Genomic DNA, 19,266 nt, shown 5'->3' with positions numbered 1-19,266 from the left:
TTACTAAAAGGATAGTATAAATGTTCATTTAATAAATATAATGCTTTTCCAAATGAATTTATACGCCGCTGAAAACGGAAAAGCCGCCATCAACGTTGACCACGGTGCCTGTTACGAACCGGGAAGTATCGCCCAGCAACCATACCAGGGCACCAATCAGTTCATCCGGTTCGCCAAATCGTTTGAATGGCGTTTGCTTAATCACCTGGTTGCCGCGTGTTGTATAACTCCCGTCGGGTTCCGTTAATAAAGCCCGGTTCTGTTCCGTGAGAAAGAAACCGGGAGCTATCGCATTGATCCGAATCTTGTCCTGGTACCGTGCGGCGGCCTCCACAGCAAACCATTTGGTATAAGCGTCAACTGCCGCTTTCGCCATGGTGTAACCTAATACTTTGGTGATGGCCCGCTGAGCGGCCATACTGGATATGTTGACTATGCTTCCGCCCCCCGTCTCTGCTATCGCCTTTCCGAAAACCTGCGTAGGTATCAAGGTCCCCCAAAGATTGAGGTCCATGACCTGGCGCATTCCCGACATGTTCAGACCAAAGATATCCTCGTCGGGCTGCAGTATCCCGCCCGGCATGTTTCCCCCGGCGCCATTTATCAAACCGTCCACTCGCCCAAAAGTATCCATCACTTTATTCTTAGCTTCTATAACCTCTTGTTCGTTCAAAACATCAGCAATAAGTGCTATAGCTTTGCCTCCCAAGGCTTCAACTTCCCTAACGCGTTCATTAGCAATTGCTTCATTACGGCCCAATACCCCAACAATACCACCAGCTGTTACAATGCCTTTAATAAAAGCTTTGCCAAGAATCCCGGTACCTCCGGTAACAATGATAACCTTATCCTTTAAGTTAAATTCTCCCATATTTTTTGTATATTTTAATATTATCGCTTCTTGTTAAAAGCACCCTCTAATCCCAGGCAGATTGCTATTTTAAGCGCATTGGCCTAAGTTATATTAAATGTTAAGAGGCCGTCTCATAAGCAATTATGAGGCGGTTTTTTTATGGAATATATTTGGATTGTGCTATTAGGGGCTGAAGCTCTATTGTGCAGATATTTCGTTTCTGATCGATTCTAAGAGCGTTTTTTGGAAAAAGGGGGCGAAAAGCCTCAGGCTTTCCACTTTCTGAGGTTATGAGCGATGGATAACAGGCCTATTTCGACCTCGGTTTTGGACATGCCTTTCAGCAGAAAGCGCCTGAAGCCATGATTATGCTTCAGTTGGGCAAATACCGGTTCCACATCGGCAGGCCTTCGCTTTCGGTATTTGATGCCCTGTTCTGTATTTAATCTTTCCTTTGCTTCCTGCTTGTGTTTTCTCAGGGAATGGTTCACCTCAACGATCCGGTTGCCCTGCCCGCTATGGCATACGCCACGCATGGGGCAGTTATTACAATTCTTTGCCTGGTAACGGCTGATCAGCTGTACATGGCCCGATGTGGTTATTCTTTGACCATCACCGATATGTGCCATCCGCTGGCCCATCGGGCAGGTCAGGTAGTTTTCCCCTTCGTTGTAATGCAGGCTGTCATTACTGAACGCTTTGATGCCTTCCTTTTGTTCTTTGTCGAACGTATTGTACTTGATATAGGCTTCGATGCCTTTTTGCTGTAAGATGCCGTAGTTCTCGTCTGAACCGTAGCCGGCATCGGCCACAACTGCTTGGGGAAGTGTGTTGTATAGTGCTTCGTATTGGTCTATGTGAGATGGCAGGGTCTGATAATCGGTAGAGGTTTGATGCAGGCTGTAGTTAAGGATGAACTGATCTTGTGTGGATATTTGTAGGTTATATCCAGGTTTAAGCTGCCCGTTCAGCATGTGGTCTTCCTTCATCCGCATAAAAGTCGCATCCGGGTCGGTCTTTGAAAAGCTGTTACGGATACCTAACTGCTTTTCCTGCTGGTCATAACGTTCCAGGTTTGCAGGCCAGTTCTTTCTGGCATAGTTCAGCTTTTGTTTGACCTGCTTGCTTACTTCTTCCTTGTCGTTCAAAGCGGCATCGATCTTAGCTATGGTTTCTTTTACTTTTTCAGGGTTGATCTCTTCAAAAGATATTGGCGTGGTATCTTTTAGTTCTTCTGCCGCAAGGCCTTGCGCGTACTTCCATAGTTCATCCAGCTGGCTTTTGATCTTCTCTTTACTGTTCTTGATGCTTTTGCCCCATACAAAGGTGTATTTGTTCGCCACCGATTCGATCTTGGTGCCATCGGTAAACACAGTCTCTTTAAGCGAAACGATACCCTGTTCTGCCAACAGCAGTACAATCTGAGAGAAGATCTGCTTTAAGATACCCGACAGCTTTTCGCTCCGGAAACGGTTTATGGTATTGTGATCGGGCTTCTTCATCCCCAACAGCCACATAAAGTGGACGTTCTGTGCCGCCTGGTCTTCCAGCTTTCTTGATGAATAGGTATTGGTCAGGTAACCATACACCAGCAGTTTCAGCATCAGCCGCGGATGGAAGCTTGATGCCCCGCCGCCTTTATACTTGCGGTTGATCGGTTTAACGTCTATCAAGTCAACTACTTGTTTGACTATGCGTACCGGGTGGCCCTCAGGTACTAACTCCTCCAGTTTATACGGTAAAAATGTTAACTGGTCAGGGTCATATGGCTTAAAAACTACTTTCGCTCCCATGCCTTTAAGTTAACAAAAATCACTCTAAAATAACAAGAGGCTGCCTCACTTTTGAGACAGCCTCTTAACATTTTTAAAATTGAAATTAATTAATAACCATTATTTTGCGGGTATGCAGGTCCGCTTAAAACATTTTGAATTTCCCTTTGCGGAATCGGCCTACGGGTATGGTAAGGCTGAATATAAGGTGCTGCAAAAGAGTTATACTTAGTTGCACGCCTTACCAGTTGATTAGTTCTCACAAGATCATACCACCGGCGTGGGTCGCCATAAAATTCGCGGCTGTATTCTTCTAATATCAAGTCCATTCCGCATGGAGCAGAACCTACAGTTGTATTATTAGGTATAGCCAATTGAGCTAACTGTGTTCCTGTTAAAAGCATAGCAGCTGCGTTTGCAGAATTTACCGCCGCCATATTAGCAGCAGTAACGCTGGCTTGATTATTAGCCACAGTTGCCGCGTCGGCAGGTGTACGGTAAGCCGCGCGCGCCCTTAAAACGTTTAATGATGTAGCAGCCGCAGTAATGTTATTTAACATATAGTTCGCTTCGGCGTTCATTAGGTAAACTTCAGAAAAACGCATCAATACAATAGGACGGCTTGAAAAATCTCCTGTAGCAGTACGGGTTGGATCATCAAACTTTTTCACAGTAGGGAAAATAGTATTGTTAAATTGCTTAGGCGTAACAATTACACCTTTAAACGCATCGCGGCGTGCCATGGTAACATCCTGGCTAGGCATCAGGATAGATGTGTCGCCGCCTATGGGTACCTGATATGAGCTTAATGAAACATTTGATGCAGGTGTTAGCTGTCCTTTTGATGTGCCGGTACTACTTGTGCCGGATACTCCTGCTTTGTTGCATATCCAATAAGTTTGGAAAGTAGCATCATAACGACAATCATGTACCTGATCGGCAAAGGCTACATCCATTGTATAAAGCTTATTTGGGGCTAATCGCGTATACGGACGGCCACCATAAACATCGCGAAGCATGGCTGAATTTGAGCTCATCTTTTGTGGAACGGCATCAATGCCAGTAACATTGTCTACACCTGTGTTCACATAATTGAAACGGGCCAGTACATAAAGTTGATTGATACCGCTACCGCCCGAACCTTGGAGTGTATAACCAGTATAGGTAGGATCTGACGCGCCTCCATAGTCAATATTGAACATGTTTTCTTTGCCATAATCATTGGCTGGTTTATGCTCGTCATTATAATCTTGCCACAAATCCAAACCGTAAGTAGCTTTGTTGGAAATTAATGATGCCGTTAAAGTAGCCGCTGACTGAAAGTCGCCAGGTTGGGCAACTTCGCTATTATAGCCTCTGGTTAGATACGTTTTGGCTAAATAAGCGTTAGCAACGGCCGAAGTAGCTGATTTTCCAACCCCTGCTGCCGAGAAAGGATTTGTGCCGGTAATGGTTGCCGGTAAGTTGGTTGCAGCCGTAGTAAAATCCGCTATGATAGCGTTATAAATATCCGAAAGCGGTGAGGGTGCGTCGGCAGTACTTGCCGAAGTATTATAGGTAAGATGTAGTGGGATACCGCTTTTTTGTGTAGCAGTAGTACCGCCATAAGTTTGCACCAGGTAAAAATATATAAAACCACGCAAAAACTGAGCTTGAGCAACATATTGTGCTCGTGTCGCTGCATCTGTAATAGCAGATGAGTACTGAATAGCGCCATTAAGCGTATTAATATCTGTATACAATCCTAATAAATCAGGAGTATTAGTGGAGTTAAGACCGTTATATGAATTTAATATATTGGCACCGTTACCGCCGCTGCCGCCAACTATATTTTCATCTGTTCCGTTGTAGCAATAAACGATACCTTCGCCAGAGAAGTTACTCCTCAAATCCTGATACACGCCGGTAATTGCAGCCTGCACCCCACCTGCTGTAGTAAAGTACTTAGGGTATAAGTCCGATTCCGGCTTTTCAGTAAGCAGTTTTTTACAGCCGGTTACCATAGTTAGTGCTGCTGTTGCAGCAATAAGAAAGTTTGTTCTATTAAATATTTTCATAGCTGTATAAATTAAAATCTTGCATTAATACCAAAAATAAAGTCGCGTGTTTGTTCGCCGGCATTGATACCCACACCACGAAACGTTGAAGTGTTGTTGTTATCGTAACCGGCAACGTTACCACCTGAAGATGGCGAAGTTGGCAAAATATTATACTGCGATTCTGGGTCGGGAACAGAGAACCCATGGTGCATAATTGGTGCATAAATAATAAACGGATTAGTCACATTTGCATAAAACCTTAATGAACTCATCCCAATCTTTTGGACCAGTTTAGACGGTACATTATAGCCCAGGTTAATACTCTTAGCTCTGATGAATGATCCGTCATAATACTGCAAAGTAGAGAAATAATTTCCCTGATTTTGTGCATTTGGCTCCGGGAAAGCATTGGTTGGGTTAGTTGGCGTCCAGTAATCAAGCACCGGTTGGTTATGGCGTCCGATATTCAGAAACTGCCAGCCCTGTGTACCAGAGTTGTTTGATGAAACATAAGGTACGCTTGTTGTAAATCCTATACGTCCCTGAATAACAAGGCTAAGGTCGAAGTTTTTGTAGCTTATCCGGTTGGTCATACCCAGCGTATACTGCGGCTGATAGTTACCAATGAACTGATTATCGCTGGCATTTATCTTGCCGTCACCATTATAGTCTTCAATTTTAATCTGGCCAGGTTTTTGGCCGAAAGTTGCCGCTTGTGCAGCTTCGCTTGTTTGCCAGATACCAATTTTACGCAAATCATATATAGTGCTTAAGGGCTGCCCAACAAATTCACCCAAGCTTATATTCTGTTGTGCACCATTGGGTAATTCAACAATACGTTCACGGCTGAAAGCCATATTGTAATCTGTAGACCAGCTAATGCCCTTTTGACTCTGGATATTTTTACTACTCAATGTGATCTCTAAACCCTTTGCCGCCGATGTACCCAAATTGGTTTGTTGATTTGTAACACCGCTGGTTGGCGGTAGCTGATTATTCAAAATAATGCCGGTTGTTCGTTGACTATAAACTTCAACCGAACCTGTTATGCGGTTTTTCAGCACAGCGAAATCCAGGGCTAGATTATATTCGCTGGTTGTTTGCCAGGTTAAGTTTGGGTTAACAAGGTTTGTTACCAATACGCCCTGCGCGTCCCCGCCAGAAGCACCACCATATTGATATTTATAAGTGCTTAATTTAGCTAAAGTACCATAGGGATCCACACCACTCGCATTTGAAGTTTGACCGTAACCAGCGCGTAACTTTAAGTTATCAATAAAATTGTAACGCTTCATAAAGTTTTCGTTGCTGATAATCCAACCCAAACCTATTGAAGGATAGGTTGTATGCTGATGCCCCGCTGACAAAGCCGAGTTGGCATCATTACGGATGGTTGCTGTTAAACTGTATTTACCATTAAAAGCGTAGTTTAAACGACCAAAAAAAGAAACGATACCCTGCTCTTTAACGCTACCTGAAATTGAGGTAATGGTTGTAGCCAAATTAAGGTTAGAGTTTACGTTAGAATTGTCAGGGATACCTTGTGCGCTCATAGCCGAGTTTTCAGTATGTGCAAGTTCATTTGTAAAACCTGCCACAAAGTTTACACTATGTTTTTGAGCAAAAATATTTTCGTAACTCAACAAATGCTCTTGGGTTACGCGGTAAGAATAGTTATTGGTAGTAGTTGCGTTAGTTTTAGCAGCAGTTAATATATTAACCTGAGTTCGATTAATCAGAAAGCAAGAATTTGATTAGATCGATTTTGTTGGTAGGATATGGAAGGTTTTTTAGGGAGAAATGAGTAAGCGATCAATCCGGATACGATATTAGTGATAAAGTTAGTAAAAGAGCGGTGTCTTGCATGTTCGACCTGGCAGATGTTTTTGAGTTCATCATTAACAGTCTCTATGACCGATCTCTTGCGGAGCATGATTTTGTCGTTCATGGTCATCAGGCTGTTTTTCATATTGTTACGGATATTGGTTATGAGGTGTATATCACCAACAAACAATATTTTGGTCAGTTTTTCTGATATATAGCCTTTGTCGGCAAACAGTTTGCCAAAAACAGCTTTCAGGAAAGCTTCGTTTTTAAGTGGTTCCCGGTCATCTACGTTGGCCTGTGTAATAGCGAAGTTGAGTATTTCACCCTTGTCGCTAAGGACGATATGGAGCTTAAAGCCATAAAACCAGCCCATGGTTGATTTGCCTACTTCGGCAATGCCTTTAAATACCTTATTTCTTTTAATCCGTTTGGTATGGCATACCCTTATCGGTGTAGAATCAACGAACGAAATGCCAGTACATAAGCCTAAGCAGCAGGTTTTGAGAAAGATAGACATGGGCATCAGCACACTTTGGCTAAGTTCTACAAAGCGGTTGTAGGATACGGTGTTAGGAAACTCACGCTGCATGTGCCTTTGCAGATAGAAGATATAGAAGTGTTTAAAACACCGGAAGCCACTTAAATGAAAAAGCATACAAATGGATATGATCTCGCTTTTAGACATGGTTGGAGGGCGTTTAGATGGCTTACCTAACAGGAATGGCTGGGTAGTGGCATCAAAGTCCTTGCAAAACTCGTCAACAATACAAAAAATATCAGTAATTTTATCGTAGTCAATCATCTGGAAATGTATTTAAATATTTGAATGTCAGATACTTAAATATACTTACATTTCCTTTGATTGACAAATATTATCTCATTTATTAATCGAACTCAGGTTATTAACTTTATCAATACCGTTGTATTGATCTTGTAATGATTGAAAGAAGTTATAGTTTACCGAATAACGGTACTTTAAATGTTTAACGGGAGTTAATTCTCCATATAAAATATTGTTGCTTGTAAACTCTCGTGTTTTGTTTACGTACACATCTGGGCTTTGGCCTTGTAATAACGGGTTAGCGTTTTGCGCATCAATTTGGCCAACCTGTGGTGTTAAGTTCAAACTACCATCCGCATTATAGGGGTAAGTAAGCGGGCTAAAGTATTCGGCATTCTGAAATTGACTGCCTCCGCTTGCATCAAGAATACGCAGGGTAGTCACGGTGCTGTAACCAAACTTAATCACCTTGTTGATCTTATGATCCAGTGTGGCGTTTAAAGACACACGTCTGCTACTATTATTGGGCTCCACACCGGTAGTTGTACGGTAACTGGTACCAACGTTAAATTGTGTTTTATCAGTTCCGCCTGATACCCTTAAACTTTGATCCCAAACGTAAGCCGGTTTAATCAGCAAGTTTACGTAATCTGTGCTCACACCCTCTTTTAATGCCTGCTGTTCGGTAGTTGTCAACGCGTAAGGATTAACAGAGCCGTTGCCCTGTAATACCGCGCCCTGCAATGCATCTGTTTGTAACTGCGCAAATCCCTGTCCGTCCAATAACTTAATTCTACCTTGTAACTTGCTAACTCCTACATAAGAATCATACGAAGTAACAGTTTGCCCTACACGGCCTCTGTTGGTTGTAATTAATAGCACACCACTTGAAGCGCGCGAACCGTAAATAGCGGTTGCCGAAGCACCTTTAAGTACTTCAACACTTTTGATATCATTAGGATCAATATTTTCGATGGAGTTGAAATATGGCTGACCATCCAAAATGATAAGCGACGCATCGGCAGTTGAACTACCTATTGTACGGTTACCACGCAGAGTTAGCACAGGCCCGTTGGTTCCATTAACAATATCCAAACCGGCCACGCGGCCTTTCAGTTGTTCAAACACGTTAGACGCCGGAACTTCTTTCAATGCTTTGGCATCAACCGAAGCCACTGTTCCAGTTAAATCAGACCTTTTAATAGTTCCATAACCTACAACTACTACTTCGTTAAGGTCTTTAGTATTCCGGGTCAAAGCCATTTTGCCCATATCAGTTGCCCCTTTGGTAATAATTTTCTCAAAATCTACGTATCCCAAAAAAGAAACTGTAATTTTTGTTGTTCCGGCAGGAACTTTCAAATTAAAATCGCCGGAAATATTGGTGGTAGTACCGATAGTAGTTCCGGCTATTTTTACTGTAGCCCCAATGAGAGCTTCTCCCGTTTCGTCTACTACCTTGCCATGCAAAGCAATTTCTTGTGCAAACAGAGAGAGGGAAATCATATTCACCAATAGGGTGATCAGTATAATTTTCCCGAATTTAATAAGTTGAAGTTTTCGCATAATTTTATTGTAATTGGTTAAATAAAAATTAAAAAACCATAAGAAGTCTCACTTCTGGGTTTACCTGTATGATTTAGGGATTTACTTTAGGCTTTTTGTCTCATACGTTAAATTAAGTTTAATTGGTTTACTATTTTTCTTCTTTTTTCGAAAGCATAAACACCATCCCGGTTAGAAAAGTTGATCATTTCAATACAATTACAATCGATTTTTATGGCTCTAACTATCATAAAAGCACGTTCCAATAGTCTTTTGCAATAAAAAATTTCAATCGGTTGCATTTTTTGGGTGCTAAATAGATCCACTAACATACTATACGCAGTTTCGAGCCTTTACTATATTGATTGTTATAATTGGTTGATCTTGGTTTTGGAACCCAGACATTGTAACATTCGTATTATCAAAAGTCTGCAATTGAAATGATGGACACTACTACAAATGTCCAAATATATAGTTCAAATGTTCAATAAAAAACAGGGATAATGTCCTGTAAAAATAATTTACTATCCATTTCCCTGTTCTATGAACCCTTTTACGGTCCGATATTTATTTAATTGTGATCCTGATGGCTTGCAAATTTTTCCGATCAGAACTCTCTCCATAAAGTATTTCGTAATCTCCTGAAGTCACCCGCATAACCGCATCCGCAGGGTCAAAAAACTCAAATGTTTTGGGTGAGAGATCCATTTTTACCATATCTGTTTTTCCGGAAGCTACAGGAATGCGTTTGAAAGCCCTTAACGTTTTTGATGCGCCATCCGGGTCATTCAGCTTACGAACATAAATCTGCAAAACTTCTGTTCCATCTTTTTTACCGGTATTGGTAACCGGAACCTGGAACTGCAAAGGTTCATTCTTGGCAATGGTACTTTGCGTTACCTTGGCCTCACCAATATTAAAGCTTGTATAGGTTAAGCCAAATCCAAATGGGAACAAGGGATCTCCATTTATGTACCGGTAAGTTCTTCCCTTCATTGCATAATCACTATAGTCTGGCAATTGCTGCAGGTTGCGATAAAAGGTAACTGGCAAATGCCCGGAAGGATTATAATCTCCGAAAAGCACATCAGCAACAGCCTGCCCTCCCGATTCTCCGGCGTACCAGGCCTGCAAGATGGCATCACAATTCTGCGTTTCTGGCACCATAGCTATCGCCGAGCCTGAACAATTAACAAAAATGACCTTTTTGCCTGCCTTTTTAAGTGCTTCCATGCAATTCCGCTGAACGGCCGGCAGTTCAATATCGGTACGGTCACCTCCCTTAAAGCCCGGTAGCTGCACCGGCATCTCCTCTCCTTCCAGCTTAGGTGAGATCCCGCCGACAAACACTACCACATCCGCGTCTTTTACCTTTTGGATCAGGCCGTCATAGGTCAGCGGAATTTCTTTCCCGAAATTAAATCCCAGGTTCGCCGTCCAGTTATTCAATTGTTTATACCTTAGTTCAATTACATATTCTTTCCCTGCTTCAACCTGCAAAGGGAAGCGCGTTGGCAGTGATCTCCAACTGCCGGTTCTAAATACCTGTTTATTATTGATGAACAATTCTGCAGAACCGGTAGCTTCCAGTTTAAACACCAACTCCCCGCTCGTGGTTGCCTTAAAAACGGTCTCGTATTTTGCCGAAAAGTTTTCTGTGTTTACTCCCTGTGCGAACTGATGCGCACCTAAAGTGGTGAGTGCTACCGCGGAGGTCAACTGCTCAACAATAACGGGAGCGGATTCGAAATTGCGATTATTCCAATAGGTTGCCCTGAATCCTTTTTTTCCGTCTATATCACAGTCTCCAAGCAGGCTTTGTGTGATTTTATCATCGGTAAGATCGCAGGCAGCATCATAAATGAGCTGCCCGGGGCCTATCTTACTCCTGATACCGTCTAAAATATTGATAGTCCGCAGCGGCGTGCCATTATAATTACCAGACAGCATTTGCGAATCATTGGCATTTGGGCCGATGACAGCTATCTTGGGCACACTTTTGCTCAGCGGCAAAATATTATTCTTATTTTGTAAGAGGGTCATGGTTTCCCGTGCAATGTCAAGCGCCAGTTTCTGATGCGGCTCAGAGTTCACTACCGATAAGGGAATCTTAGTCCAGGGAACCAGTTCATCCTTATCCATTTCGCCCAGCTCAAAACGCTGCGTCATCAGGCGCACCACACTGGTGTTAATATCTTTTTCTTTGATCAGGCCTCGGGATACAGCTTCAGGTATCTTATCAAAGGCATAACCTACGCATTCCACATCCGTTCCAGACAAAACTGCCTTGGCTGAGGCATGAACTGCATCTGACGAGGAATGGTGAGAATTATAAAAATCTGTAATCGCGCCACAATCCGATACAACAAGGTATTTGAAGCCCCAGTCCTGCCTTAATATCTGTCCCAGCAAACGACTATTACCGCAGCAGGGCTCATCATCCAGACGCTGGTATGCGCACATTACCTCCCGCACATCTGCTTCCTGCACCAGCGTTTTAAATGCCGGCAGATAGGTTTCCCAAAGATCGCGCGCGGTTACGTCGGTCACGTTCATTTGGTGACGGCTCCATTCCGGCCCTGAATGTACAGCGTAGTGCTTGGCGCAGGCCAGCAGCTTCCGGTATTTTGATCCGACAGGGCCTTGTAAACCCGTTACAACCGAGACGCCCATCCGTGAGGTTAGATAAGGGTCTTCACCATAAGTCTCCTGGCCACGGCCCCATCTCGGATCACGAAAAATATTGACGTTCGGCGTCCATACCGAAAGGTCATGAAAACGCTGGCTTTCTCCATGCTTTTTATAATCATTGTTTTTGGCCCGCGCCTCATCAGAAACAGCATCAAACACATGAAAAACCATTTGGTCGTCAAACGAGGCGGCCATACCAATGGGTTCAGGAAATACGGTTACAGGCCCTTGATTGGCGTAGCCATGCAGCGCCTCGCTCCACCAATTAAACTTTTTGATACCCAAGCGCGGCACAGCTTCCGAGATATCTTTCATCAATCCCACTTTTTCTTTCAGTGTTAGGCGGGATACCAGGTCTTTCGCCCTGTTTTCGGAAGACAAATTTGGATTTTGATAGGGCAGCTGTTGCGCCGAAGCTAAAGATCCATAAAACAGGGCTAAGCAGATAAATAATTTTTTTTTCATATCGTTTTATAATTTGATAGTCGATTTCACACCGTGATAGGTTATGATCTTTCCTTTAGTCTCGGCCAAATCAACCCCTGTACCTGTGTTAACAACCACGATATTGAAAACACGGTCTTTTTTCATTCCTTTATAGCTACCTATCCTGGGAGCTATCGTTAACTCTTTTAACATGTCATTCCAACTGAGTTCGTAGGTCGAAAATTTACCCTGCATATAATGGTAATTGTCGCCCTCATCCTCGTAAACCATAAACTTGCCATTTGCGCCGGGATAAATGCGTATCTCCCAGGCAGCATCCGGCTTTTCATCAGTATACTGCATGGGCGGCCCCATGGGCACAACAGACCCGGCTTTAACAAAAACCGGGATGTGATCGATCGGTGAGTCCGAAATGACCGATCTGCCGCCCTGATATTTTTTCCCTGTCCAGAAGTCGAACCAAGACGTTCCGGCAGGTAGATACACTTCCCTGGATTTGCTGACCCCAGTCAGCACACTGTCTCCTGGCGCATAATACATCGGCGAGGTTACAGGGCACACCAGGAACGCGCTACCGAACATAAACTGGTCTTTAATATCATAAACCTTAGAATCATTCCTAAAGTCAAACAACAGGGAGCGCGTCATGGTATAATCCTGGCGGTTAACCTGCGCGGCCAGTGCATAAATGTATGGCAGCATCCGGTAACGCAGATCGATCTGCTTCAGGATCGCATCATAATAGGGATCTCCGGCTGAGCCAAACTTCCAGGGTTCCCGGGCAAAGTCGGTGCCATGGCTCCTGAACAGTGGCAGCCAGGCACTGTATTGTAAATTGCGGACATAGAACTCTTTATAACCGCGATCTGCCGTACCTTTCGGAAATTCGCCTTTACCAAACCATTCTACATGCGGCCGGACGAAAAATGCCCCGGCGTCTATCGTCCAATAGGGCGAGCCTGTCACCATATAATTAAGTCCGCCTGGAATCCAGCTTTTAAAATCAGCCCATGTTGCCTTGGTATCACCGTTCCATACCATCGTTCCGTAGCGCTGCTGGCCCGGAAAGGAGGCCCTGGTTAAAATAAAAACGCGCTTCAAACTATCTACTTTGCGTTGGTTTTCATAAACGCCCATGCTATGGTGAAGCGAAAATGTATTGACGCGCTGCTCGCCGAGCAGGTCGGCCATTACTTTAACATTCTTTTCAAAACGCACACCAGGATCATTAGCGATATTGTTCGCTCCCCTGTTCCAATCGGCTTCTACCGGTTCGGAAGAGTCGCACCACCAGGCGTCGACACCCTTGGTAAACAAATTAGGGTAAACATAGTTATCCCAATACATCTTTCGGCCTGCCGGGCTGTAGGCATCGTAAATACGGCGCCCCAACACCAGGCCTTTGTCACTCATTTCCTTGTCTTCGTTAGCGGCTAATTGCGGCCATATGGATAGCATAAAATGCGCGTTGCGGGCATGTACCGTGTCTATCATTCTTTTGGGATCCGGGTATTTTAACTCGTCGAATTTCTTATAACCCCATAAGCCGTCTTTCCAGTATAACCAATCCTGAACAATAATATCGAGGGGTATTTTGCTTACCCGGAACCGGTTCACAACACTGTCAATATCATGAGGATTGGTATAGCGTTCTTTGGATTGCGTATAACCGAAGACGTATCTTGGCGGCAGCTCAACCTTGCCGGTCAACCTTCTGAACTGATGGATGACCTGGTCAAACTCAGGTCCATACATGAAATAATAGTCGACTTGGTTTACAGCAAGCATCTCCATAAAACTTCCTGCGCTGTCATCATGAAAAACCATTGCGGAACCGGCATCGAATAAAAGGCCATAGCCTTTTGCCGACATCAGGACGGGCATACTCTTTTTCAAGTTATGTTCATACAGGTATTGATAGGTGCCGCGCAGGTTCATATGGTCTTCCTGGTGCGACCCCAGCCCGTAGAGGGCCTCCCCGGGTTGCCAAACAAATTGCTGCCTGGCTTTCCAGGCCGTCCCTACCACTTGTTTAGAAGTGATGTTTGCAGAAAGCTGGTCCCCGTTAGCGGTTTTTACGGTTTGACTGGCCGCATCATTAAATATATTATGGCTCAGCGCTACCTTGTCCATAATCCTAGGTAATGTAGGGTTTTCGGCCAACAACAGATGGCCGTACCTGTCATAATACCTGATGGCGCCCGTGCTCGTGGAGACTACAACTTTAAGAAGGGCCGACTGCAAAATCACGGAGCTACCAATCTGACTGGTGACGAAAGGCACTGTTCCGAATGACTGAGGCAGGCACACATCTGTTCCGTTGTCTTTAAACTCTCCTTCGGGGACATAACGCACCCTTACAACTGCATCGTTACTGAACACGATACTTAATTTACGGGTTCCCGAACGCAGCAAAACCCCGTTCGGTTGCTTGTTAAACCCATATCCCAACGAATCGCCGGCCCCATAGCCAGTCAGGGGCGATGCTAACAAAAGGATAAGGAAACAACAAACTAAACCATTTATTGCTTTGTTGCTGTTCGTCGCGGAATAACGTTTCATTGCTGATCAGGTTTAGGCTATATAAGGCAGCACTGCCATAGCTTTGGTTATTGCTTCAAAAATAAGCCAGCCAGGTAGATCATTTTATCGCGGATGTCCAAATCTCTGTCACTCTCGTTCAAACAAGTTACTTCGCGGTAAATTTCCACCAATCGAAATTGAACAGGTGCCACTCTCCGCCCCGAAACACCAGGTAAATATCATGTACCCCCTTAGTGTCCTTAATATCACAGGAAACATTAGCCCAATTTTTATCGCCGCCGGTATTTTTAACTATGCAGGTTCCGGCCAGTTTACCCGTAGGGCTATCCAGATGGATCTCGATATAGCCACCCTTCGTAGATGAAGCGACAGCCGCAGTGAACGACTTTGCGCCTGACCCGAAATCAGCTCCTCTGACCTTGATATAATCGGTATTATCAATACCGGTAACGTAAACCCCGCTTTGGCTGTCTCCCGCGGTTTGAACGCCCGATGAGAGAGCAATCGTCTCAGCTTCCACACGCTGATAGGGGTTTATTTTGCCGATCTGCTCTGTTCCCTCCGTAGACCAAAACGGAAGTTTTTGGATGGAACCATCTGCATTATAGGTTAATTTTTCTACACAAATCGATCTTCTTTCATGGTGTATGTTGGTAATCTTCCAATTCAGCGCATAGTTAAACCCGAAAACATAAGAATTGCCCTTATAATCAATTATTCCTGGATGATTTCCGGAAGAAATAGGGGCTCCGTCCATAATCATACCCTTGTAAACCCAAGGCCCAGTCGGGTGATCACTCATAGCATAACCAATCCCTTCCGGACAGCAGGTGGATGCATAAGCCAGGTAATAATGGCTGTTTCTTTTATAGAACCAGGGACCTTCCTGATAATTGGCGGGTTTAGAATCAATTTTAACGATGTCTCCAGAATAGGATACCATATCAGGGTTGAGTTTCACATAGTAACAATTCGGATTTCCCCAATACAGGTAGGCCTGTCCATCATCATCAATGTATACTGTGGGATCAAAGTCCCCATTGCTGTTGCCCGCGATTAGCGGCTTGCCGATAGCATCCTTAAAAGGGCCATATGGGCTATCCGAAACCGCTACGCCAATGCCCATTGAAGTGCCCTTGCGGGCTACAGGCACGTATAAATAAAACTTACCGTTTCTCGGGATGCACTGTGGTGCCCAGGCACCGTTCTCGGCCGTGTAGTCAAAGGTTTTAAGCGAAGCAACCGAACCACGGTCTGTCCAGTTAACCATATCGGTTGATGTGTACAGCAGCCAATTAAGCATCTTGAAGCCCTTGGCATCATCCTCATCGTGGCTGGTGTAAAGAAAGACGGTGTCGTGATAAACCATCGGAGCAGGGTCGGCAGTAAATTTGGTTTGTATAATCGGGTTTTGCGCGTTACAAATAACCGATAGCAACATAAAGGCAATAGAAAAAAATTTGATCTTCATATGTAAATTATAATTTGATGTTTAAGCTGTGACCCTTATAGTCGATTGATTTAATTTGAACTGAGCTATCAGACAGACCTCCCTTTGGCGTAAGTATGATATTGAACCTGCGATCCTTAATCATCCCGTCGAAAGAACCTTTTTGGTCCGATATTTTTAACGTCCGGCTCCGGTTATCCCAGTGAAACTCAATCTCGCTATACTTTCCCTTTTCATAATTATAGTTATCGTTTTCGTCTTCATAAAGGGTAAAATCCCCATCGGCTCCCGGGTATAAAGCTATATCAAGATTATCCCATCTTTTTTCGTTGGCGAATTGAACACGAGGCCCCAAGGGTAAAATAGCACCAGCCTTGACATAAAGTGGTATAATATCTATCGGTGTAGCCCTGCTTACGCTTTGCCCCCCGGTCATTTTTTCACCGGTCCAAAAGTCGTACCAATCCGAACCCTTGGGCAGGTAGGTAACCTGGCCTTTTACCGTACCAAAATCTTCCAACTTTATGGTATCCCGGCCTACAACATTACCCGCTTTAACGTACATGGGGCTGGTTACGGGGTTCACCAAAATCGATTTGCCAAACATGAACTCGTTATTGACGTCCCAGGCATTTCTGTCTTCAGGAAAATCCATCATTAGCGCACGCATCAAACTTGATTGATGGGCCGTCACCTCCCTGGAGGCAGCGTAGATATAAGGTAAAAAACGGTAGCGGATGTTGATGAATTTTTCGATAGCATCATAAACCTTTTCGCCTTTGCTGCCAAACTGGTAGATCTCCCTTGGCGCATCCGCACCGTGTGAGCGCATCATGGGGCAAAAAGCACCGAATTCTATCCACCGGGTATATAACTCCCGGTATTCAGGGTCGGCCAGTTTCCTTCTGAACTTTGACAAAAAGAAACCGCCTATATCGCTGTTCCAGTAGGGAATACCGCTTAAAGAAAAATTAAGCCCGGTTGGTATCTGCTGTTTGAGCGTTTGCCATGATGAGGTGATATCACCCGACCAGGTATTGGCCCCGTAACGCTGCTGCCCGGCAAATGCTGAACGCGTAAGGATAAATACGCGCTTATCCGAACCGGTGTTACGCTGATGTTGGGAAACGCCACCTACAGTCATCAGCGGATACGCATTCCGTACCTTGCGAAATGATCCGAGGAATGTTTTATTGTCAAAGTCGGTCGGTTTGAAACTGAGGTGATCAGGTTCCGTCGAATCCATCCACCAGCCATCGATGCCTAACGAGAACAAACCTTTGTTAGCGTATTTCCAGTAAATATCCCTGGCTTCTGGGTTGTAAGCATCGTATACCCTTACGCCCGACGGGTAATCCATATTCGGTGGCCATTTATCACTGCCTGATTCGGGCCAGGTAGCGAAGTCAAACAACATATTCTTGTTATTGAGTTCTTTATAAGGCTTAGTTTGAGGGCCGAAGGAAGACCAGATGGAAATGATCATATGGGCGTTCATGCCATGTACATCGTTAATCATCTTTTGCGGGTTGGAAAAATCGGCGTTCAGGAAATCCATGGCGTTCCACAAATAGTTACTGCCCCAGTACTGCCAATCCTGGATTATCCCATCCAGTGGCACCTGCAGATCCCGGTATTTCTTCACTACGCCTACCAGCTCGTCCTGGCTTTTATACCGCTCCTTGCTTTGCCAGTAACCAAAAGTCCACAGCGGAAACATTGGTGCCTGCCCTGTCAGGTCGCGCATGCAGGCTATCACGCCATCGGCATTTTCGCCACTCATCAGGTAATAGTCAACCCCATCCCCAACGTCCGACCGGAAACGGGTTCCACTCTGGTCATCGTTAAACTCCGTAGGCGAGTAATTATCCCAGAAAATACCATACCCCTTGACGGATTGGATAAATGGCACCACATCGTCTGTATTGCCTTGTACCAGGTTATAATGCTGGTTCCGTTGGCTCAGGTTGCCACGTTGGTGCTGCCCCAGGCCATAGATGGGTTCATCTTTCTCCAGCTCAAAAGTTTGTGATACGGTATAAGTACTGCTACCGGCATCATTGAACGGCAAAAATGTGGTTGCATTTTCTTGTTCGTTCAATAGCGGCCTTCCTGAAGCCCCGGCAAACATCAGCCTGCCTGTTTTCAAATTTAGGGTTACTTTGAGTTTTGCACTGTTCAATTCAAGCAAACCGTCATGTTGCTTTATGCTAAGCGCCGTTAGCTCGGGTGTTTTAACTACCGAAAGGCTTGTTTTATTCCAGGTACCGCCTTTCGGTGTTTTAATAACCCGTACAATTTCCGGGCTATAAAACTGGAGCTCCACATCTACCGTTACAGTGCTGGCTTTAACCCCAAGCTTGGTGCGCTGGTAATTTTGGGCATATAGGGAGGCTGTTCCGAAGAATAGCAGCCCGGTCCATGAAAAGATAAGTTTTGATAATTTCATTGGATTAATGTTATTTTATTGATGATCCTTAACTTGATAACCTAGCAGGGAGAGCATTTGAATGCCATATCTTTTGCCCAACTCCCGGTAACCGGCGGCAGTGAAATGCAAGTGATCTGCCGAACAGGGACAACCAGCCGACGAGATCACGTAGGCGTTAGGTACAACCTGTGGCAGTGTGGCAATAATCTTGTTCATGCTGGAGCAAATCCCTCCCTGGTCGGCGTTAACCACTTCACCTGCAAGCAACGGAACTGCTTTTGGTTTCAGACCGAGGTCTTTGATCAGGTTATCGTAGATTCCTTTTACCTTTTTTGTCCATAGTGTATCGTTTGTATTTGATTCTCCCTGGTGCAATAACACTCCCTTGATTACACCCGATTTTTGCGCCAGTTTTGCTAACTCCAACAAGCGGGCGTATGGGTTGCCATTATATTCTGCAATCATCTTTTTCATCCAGTCGGGGGCTGTTGCCGCATAGGCCTGGTATTGATCCTGCTCAAAGACTTCGATCTTAGAACCGGCCACAGAAACATTAATTACCGCTACTGTGATGTTTTTAGGCAGGTTAGCCACCAATGTACGGCCAAAGTAATCTGCCGGGGTAAGCCCGGTACTACAGCGGCACAGGGGCGGGACAGCGGTATACCAGTTACCTTTTACCCTACCAAGCGCAGGGCAATCAACGGCCTGTAAAACCCGGAAACGCTGATCAACAGTGGTATCCTGTGCTTCGAAATGGGCATTACCCTCCATGTTTGATTGCCCGAAGCAAAGAAATATATAAAGGTTTTTATGCTGTGACAATGCAGTTTGGCTCAATAATGCCAAACAGGTGGTTAAGAATAATTTATAGCAAATCTTCATA

11 protein-coding genes are annotated in these 19,266 nt (G+C 44.5%); all 11 read right to left on the bottom strand.

The features are described from left to right. Positions 1-58 precede the first annotated feature (58 nt). The 11 genes from BDD43_RS09505 to BDD43_RS09455 all read right to left on the bottom strand — a co-directional run bounded on the left by BDD43_RS09505 (position 59) and on the right by BDD43_RS09455 (position 19,265). Positions 59-871, bottom strand: coding sequence for an SDR family oxidoreductase (locus BDD43_RS09505; RefSeq protein ID WP_121197457.1), 813 nt, complete (start codon positions 869-871; stop codon positions 59-61). Between the two features lie 248 nt (positions 872-1,119). Then, positions 1,120-2,646 carry an IS1182 family transposase gene (locus BDD43_RS09500; protein WP_121195523.1) on the bottom strand — a complete coding sequence of 509 codons (1,527 nt, stop codon included), beginning with the start codon at positions 2,644-2,646 and terminating at the stop codon, positions 1,120-1,122. 89 nt (positions 2,647-2,735) lie between these two features. Further along, positions 2,736-4,682, bottom strand: coding sequence for a RagB/SusD family nutrient uptake outer membrane protein (locus tag BDD43_RS09495; protein ID WP_121197456.1), 1,947 nt, complete (start codon positions 4,680-4,682; stop codon positions 2,736-2,738). Positions 4,683-4,693: 11 nt separating this feature from the next. Then, entirely contained in the window at positions 4,694-6,379 is a 1,686-nt protein-coding gene (locus BDD43_RS09490; protein ID WP_246001861.1) for a SusC/RagA family TonB-linked outer membrane protein, read from the bottom strand. Between the two features lie 20 nt (positions 6,380-6,399). Next, positions 6,400-7,293, bottom strand: coding sequence for an IS982 family transposase (locus BDD43_RS09485; RefSeq protein WP_121195917.1), 894 nt, complete (start codon positions 7,291-7,293; stop codon positions 6,400-6,402). 75 nt (positions 7,294-7,368) lie between these two features. Further along, a complete protein-coding gene (locus tag BDD43_RS09480; RefSeq protein ID WP_121197454.1) occupies positions 7,369-8,838 on the bottom strand; it encodes a carboxypeptidase-like regulatory domain-containing protein in 1,470 nt (489 codons plus the stop codon). A 546-nt stretch (positions 8,839-9,384) separates the two neighbouring features. Continuing rightward, a complete protein-coding gene (xyl3A, locus tag BDD43_RS09475; protein WP_121197453.1) occupies positions 9,385-11,973 on the bottom strand; it encodes a xylan 1,4-beta-xylosidase in 2,589 nt (862 codons plus the stop codon). A 6-nt stretch (positions 11,974-11,979) separates the two neighbouring features. Further along, the gene (locus tag BDD43_RS09470; protein ID WP_121197452.1) at positions 11,980-14,517 is read right to left on the bottom strand and encodes a glycoside hydrolase family 31 protein; all 2,538 of its coding nucleotides are present in this window, start codon (positions 14,515-14,517) and stop codon (positions 11,980-11,982) included. Positions 14,518-14,644: 127 nt separating this feature from the next. Beyond that, the gene (locus tag BDD43_RS09465) at positions 14,645-15,970 is read right to left on the bottom strand and encodes a glycoside hydrolase family 43 protein (RefSeq protein ID WP_121197451.1); all 1,326 of its coding nucleotides are present in this window, start codon (positions 15,968-15,970) and stop codon (positions 14,645-14,647) included. Between the two features lie 7 nt (positions 15,971-15,977). Beyond that, on the bottom strand, positions 15,978-18,398 hold the full coding sequence (locus BDD43_RS09460) for a glycoside hydrolase family 31 protein (protein WP_121197450.1): 2,421 nt from the start codon (positions 18,396-18,398) through the stop codon (positions 15,978-15,980). A gap of 15 nt (positions 18,399-18,413) precedes the next feature. Next, complete coding sequence (locus tag BDD43_RS09455; RefSeq protein WP_121197449.1) at positions 18,414-19,265, bottom strand: sialate O-acetylesterase; 852 nt, start codon at positions 19,263-19,265, stop codon at positions 18,414-18,416. Position 19,266 lies beyond the last annotated feature (1 nt).

It is taken from the genome of Mucilaginibacter gracilis, from assembly GCF_003633615.1.
GTDB lineage: Bacteria > Bacteroidota > Bacteroidia > Sphingobacteriales > Sphingobacteriaceae > Mucilaginibacter > Mucilaginibacter gracilis.
The sequence above is the reverse complement of the archived record's forward strand: the minus strand, read 5'-3'. Positions and strand labels throughout refer to the sequence as shown.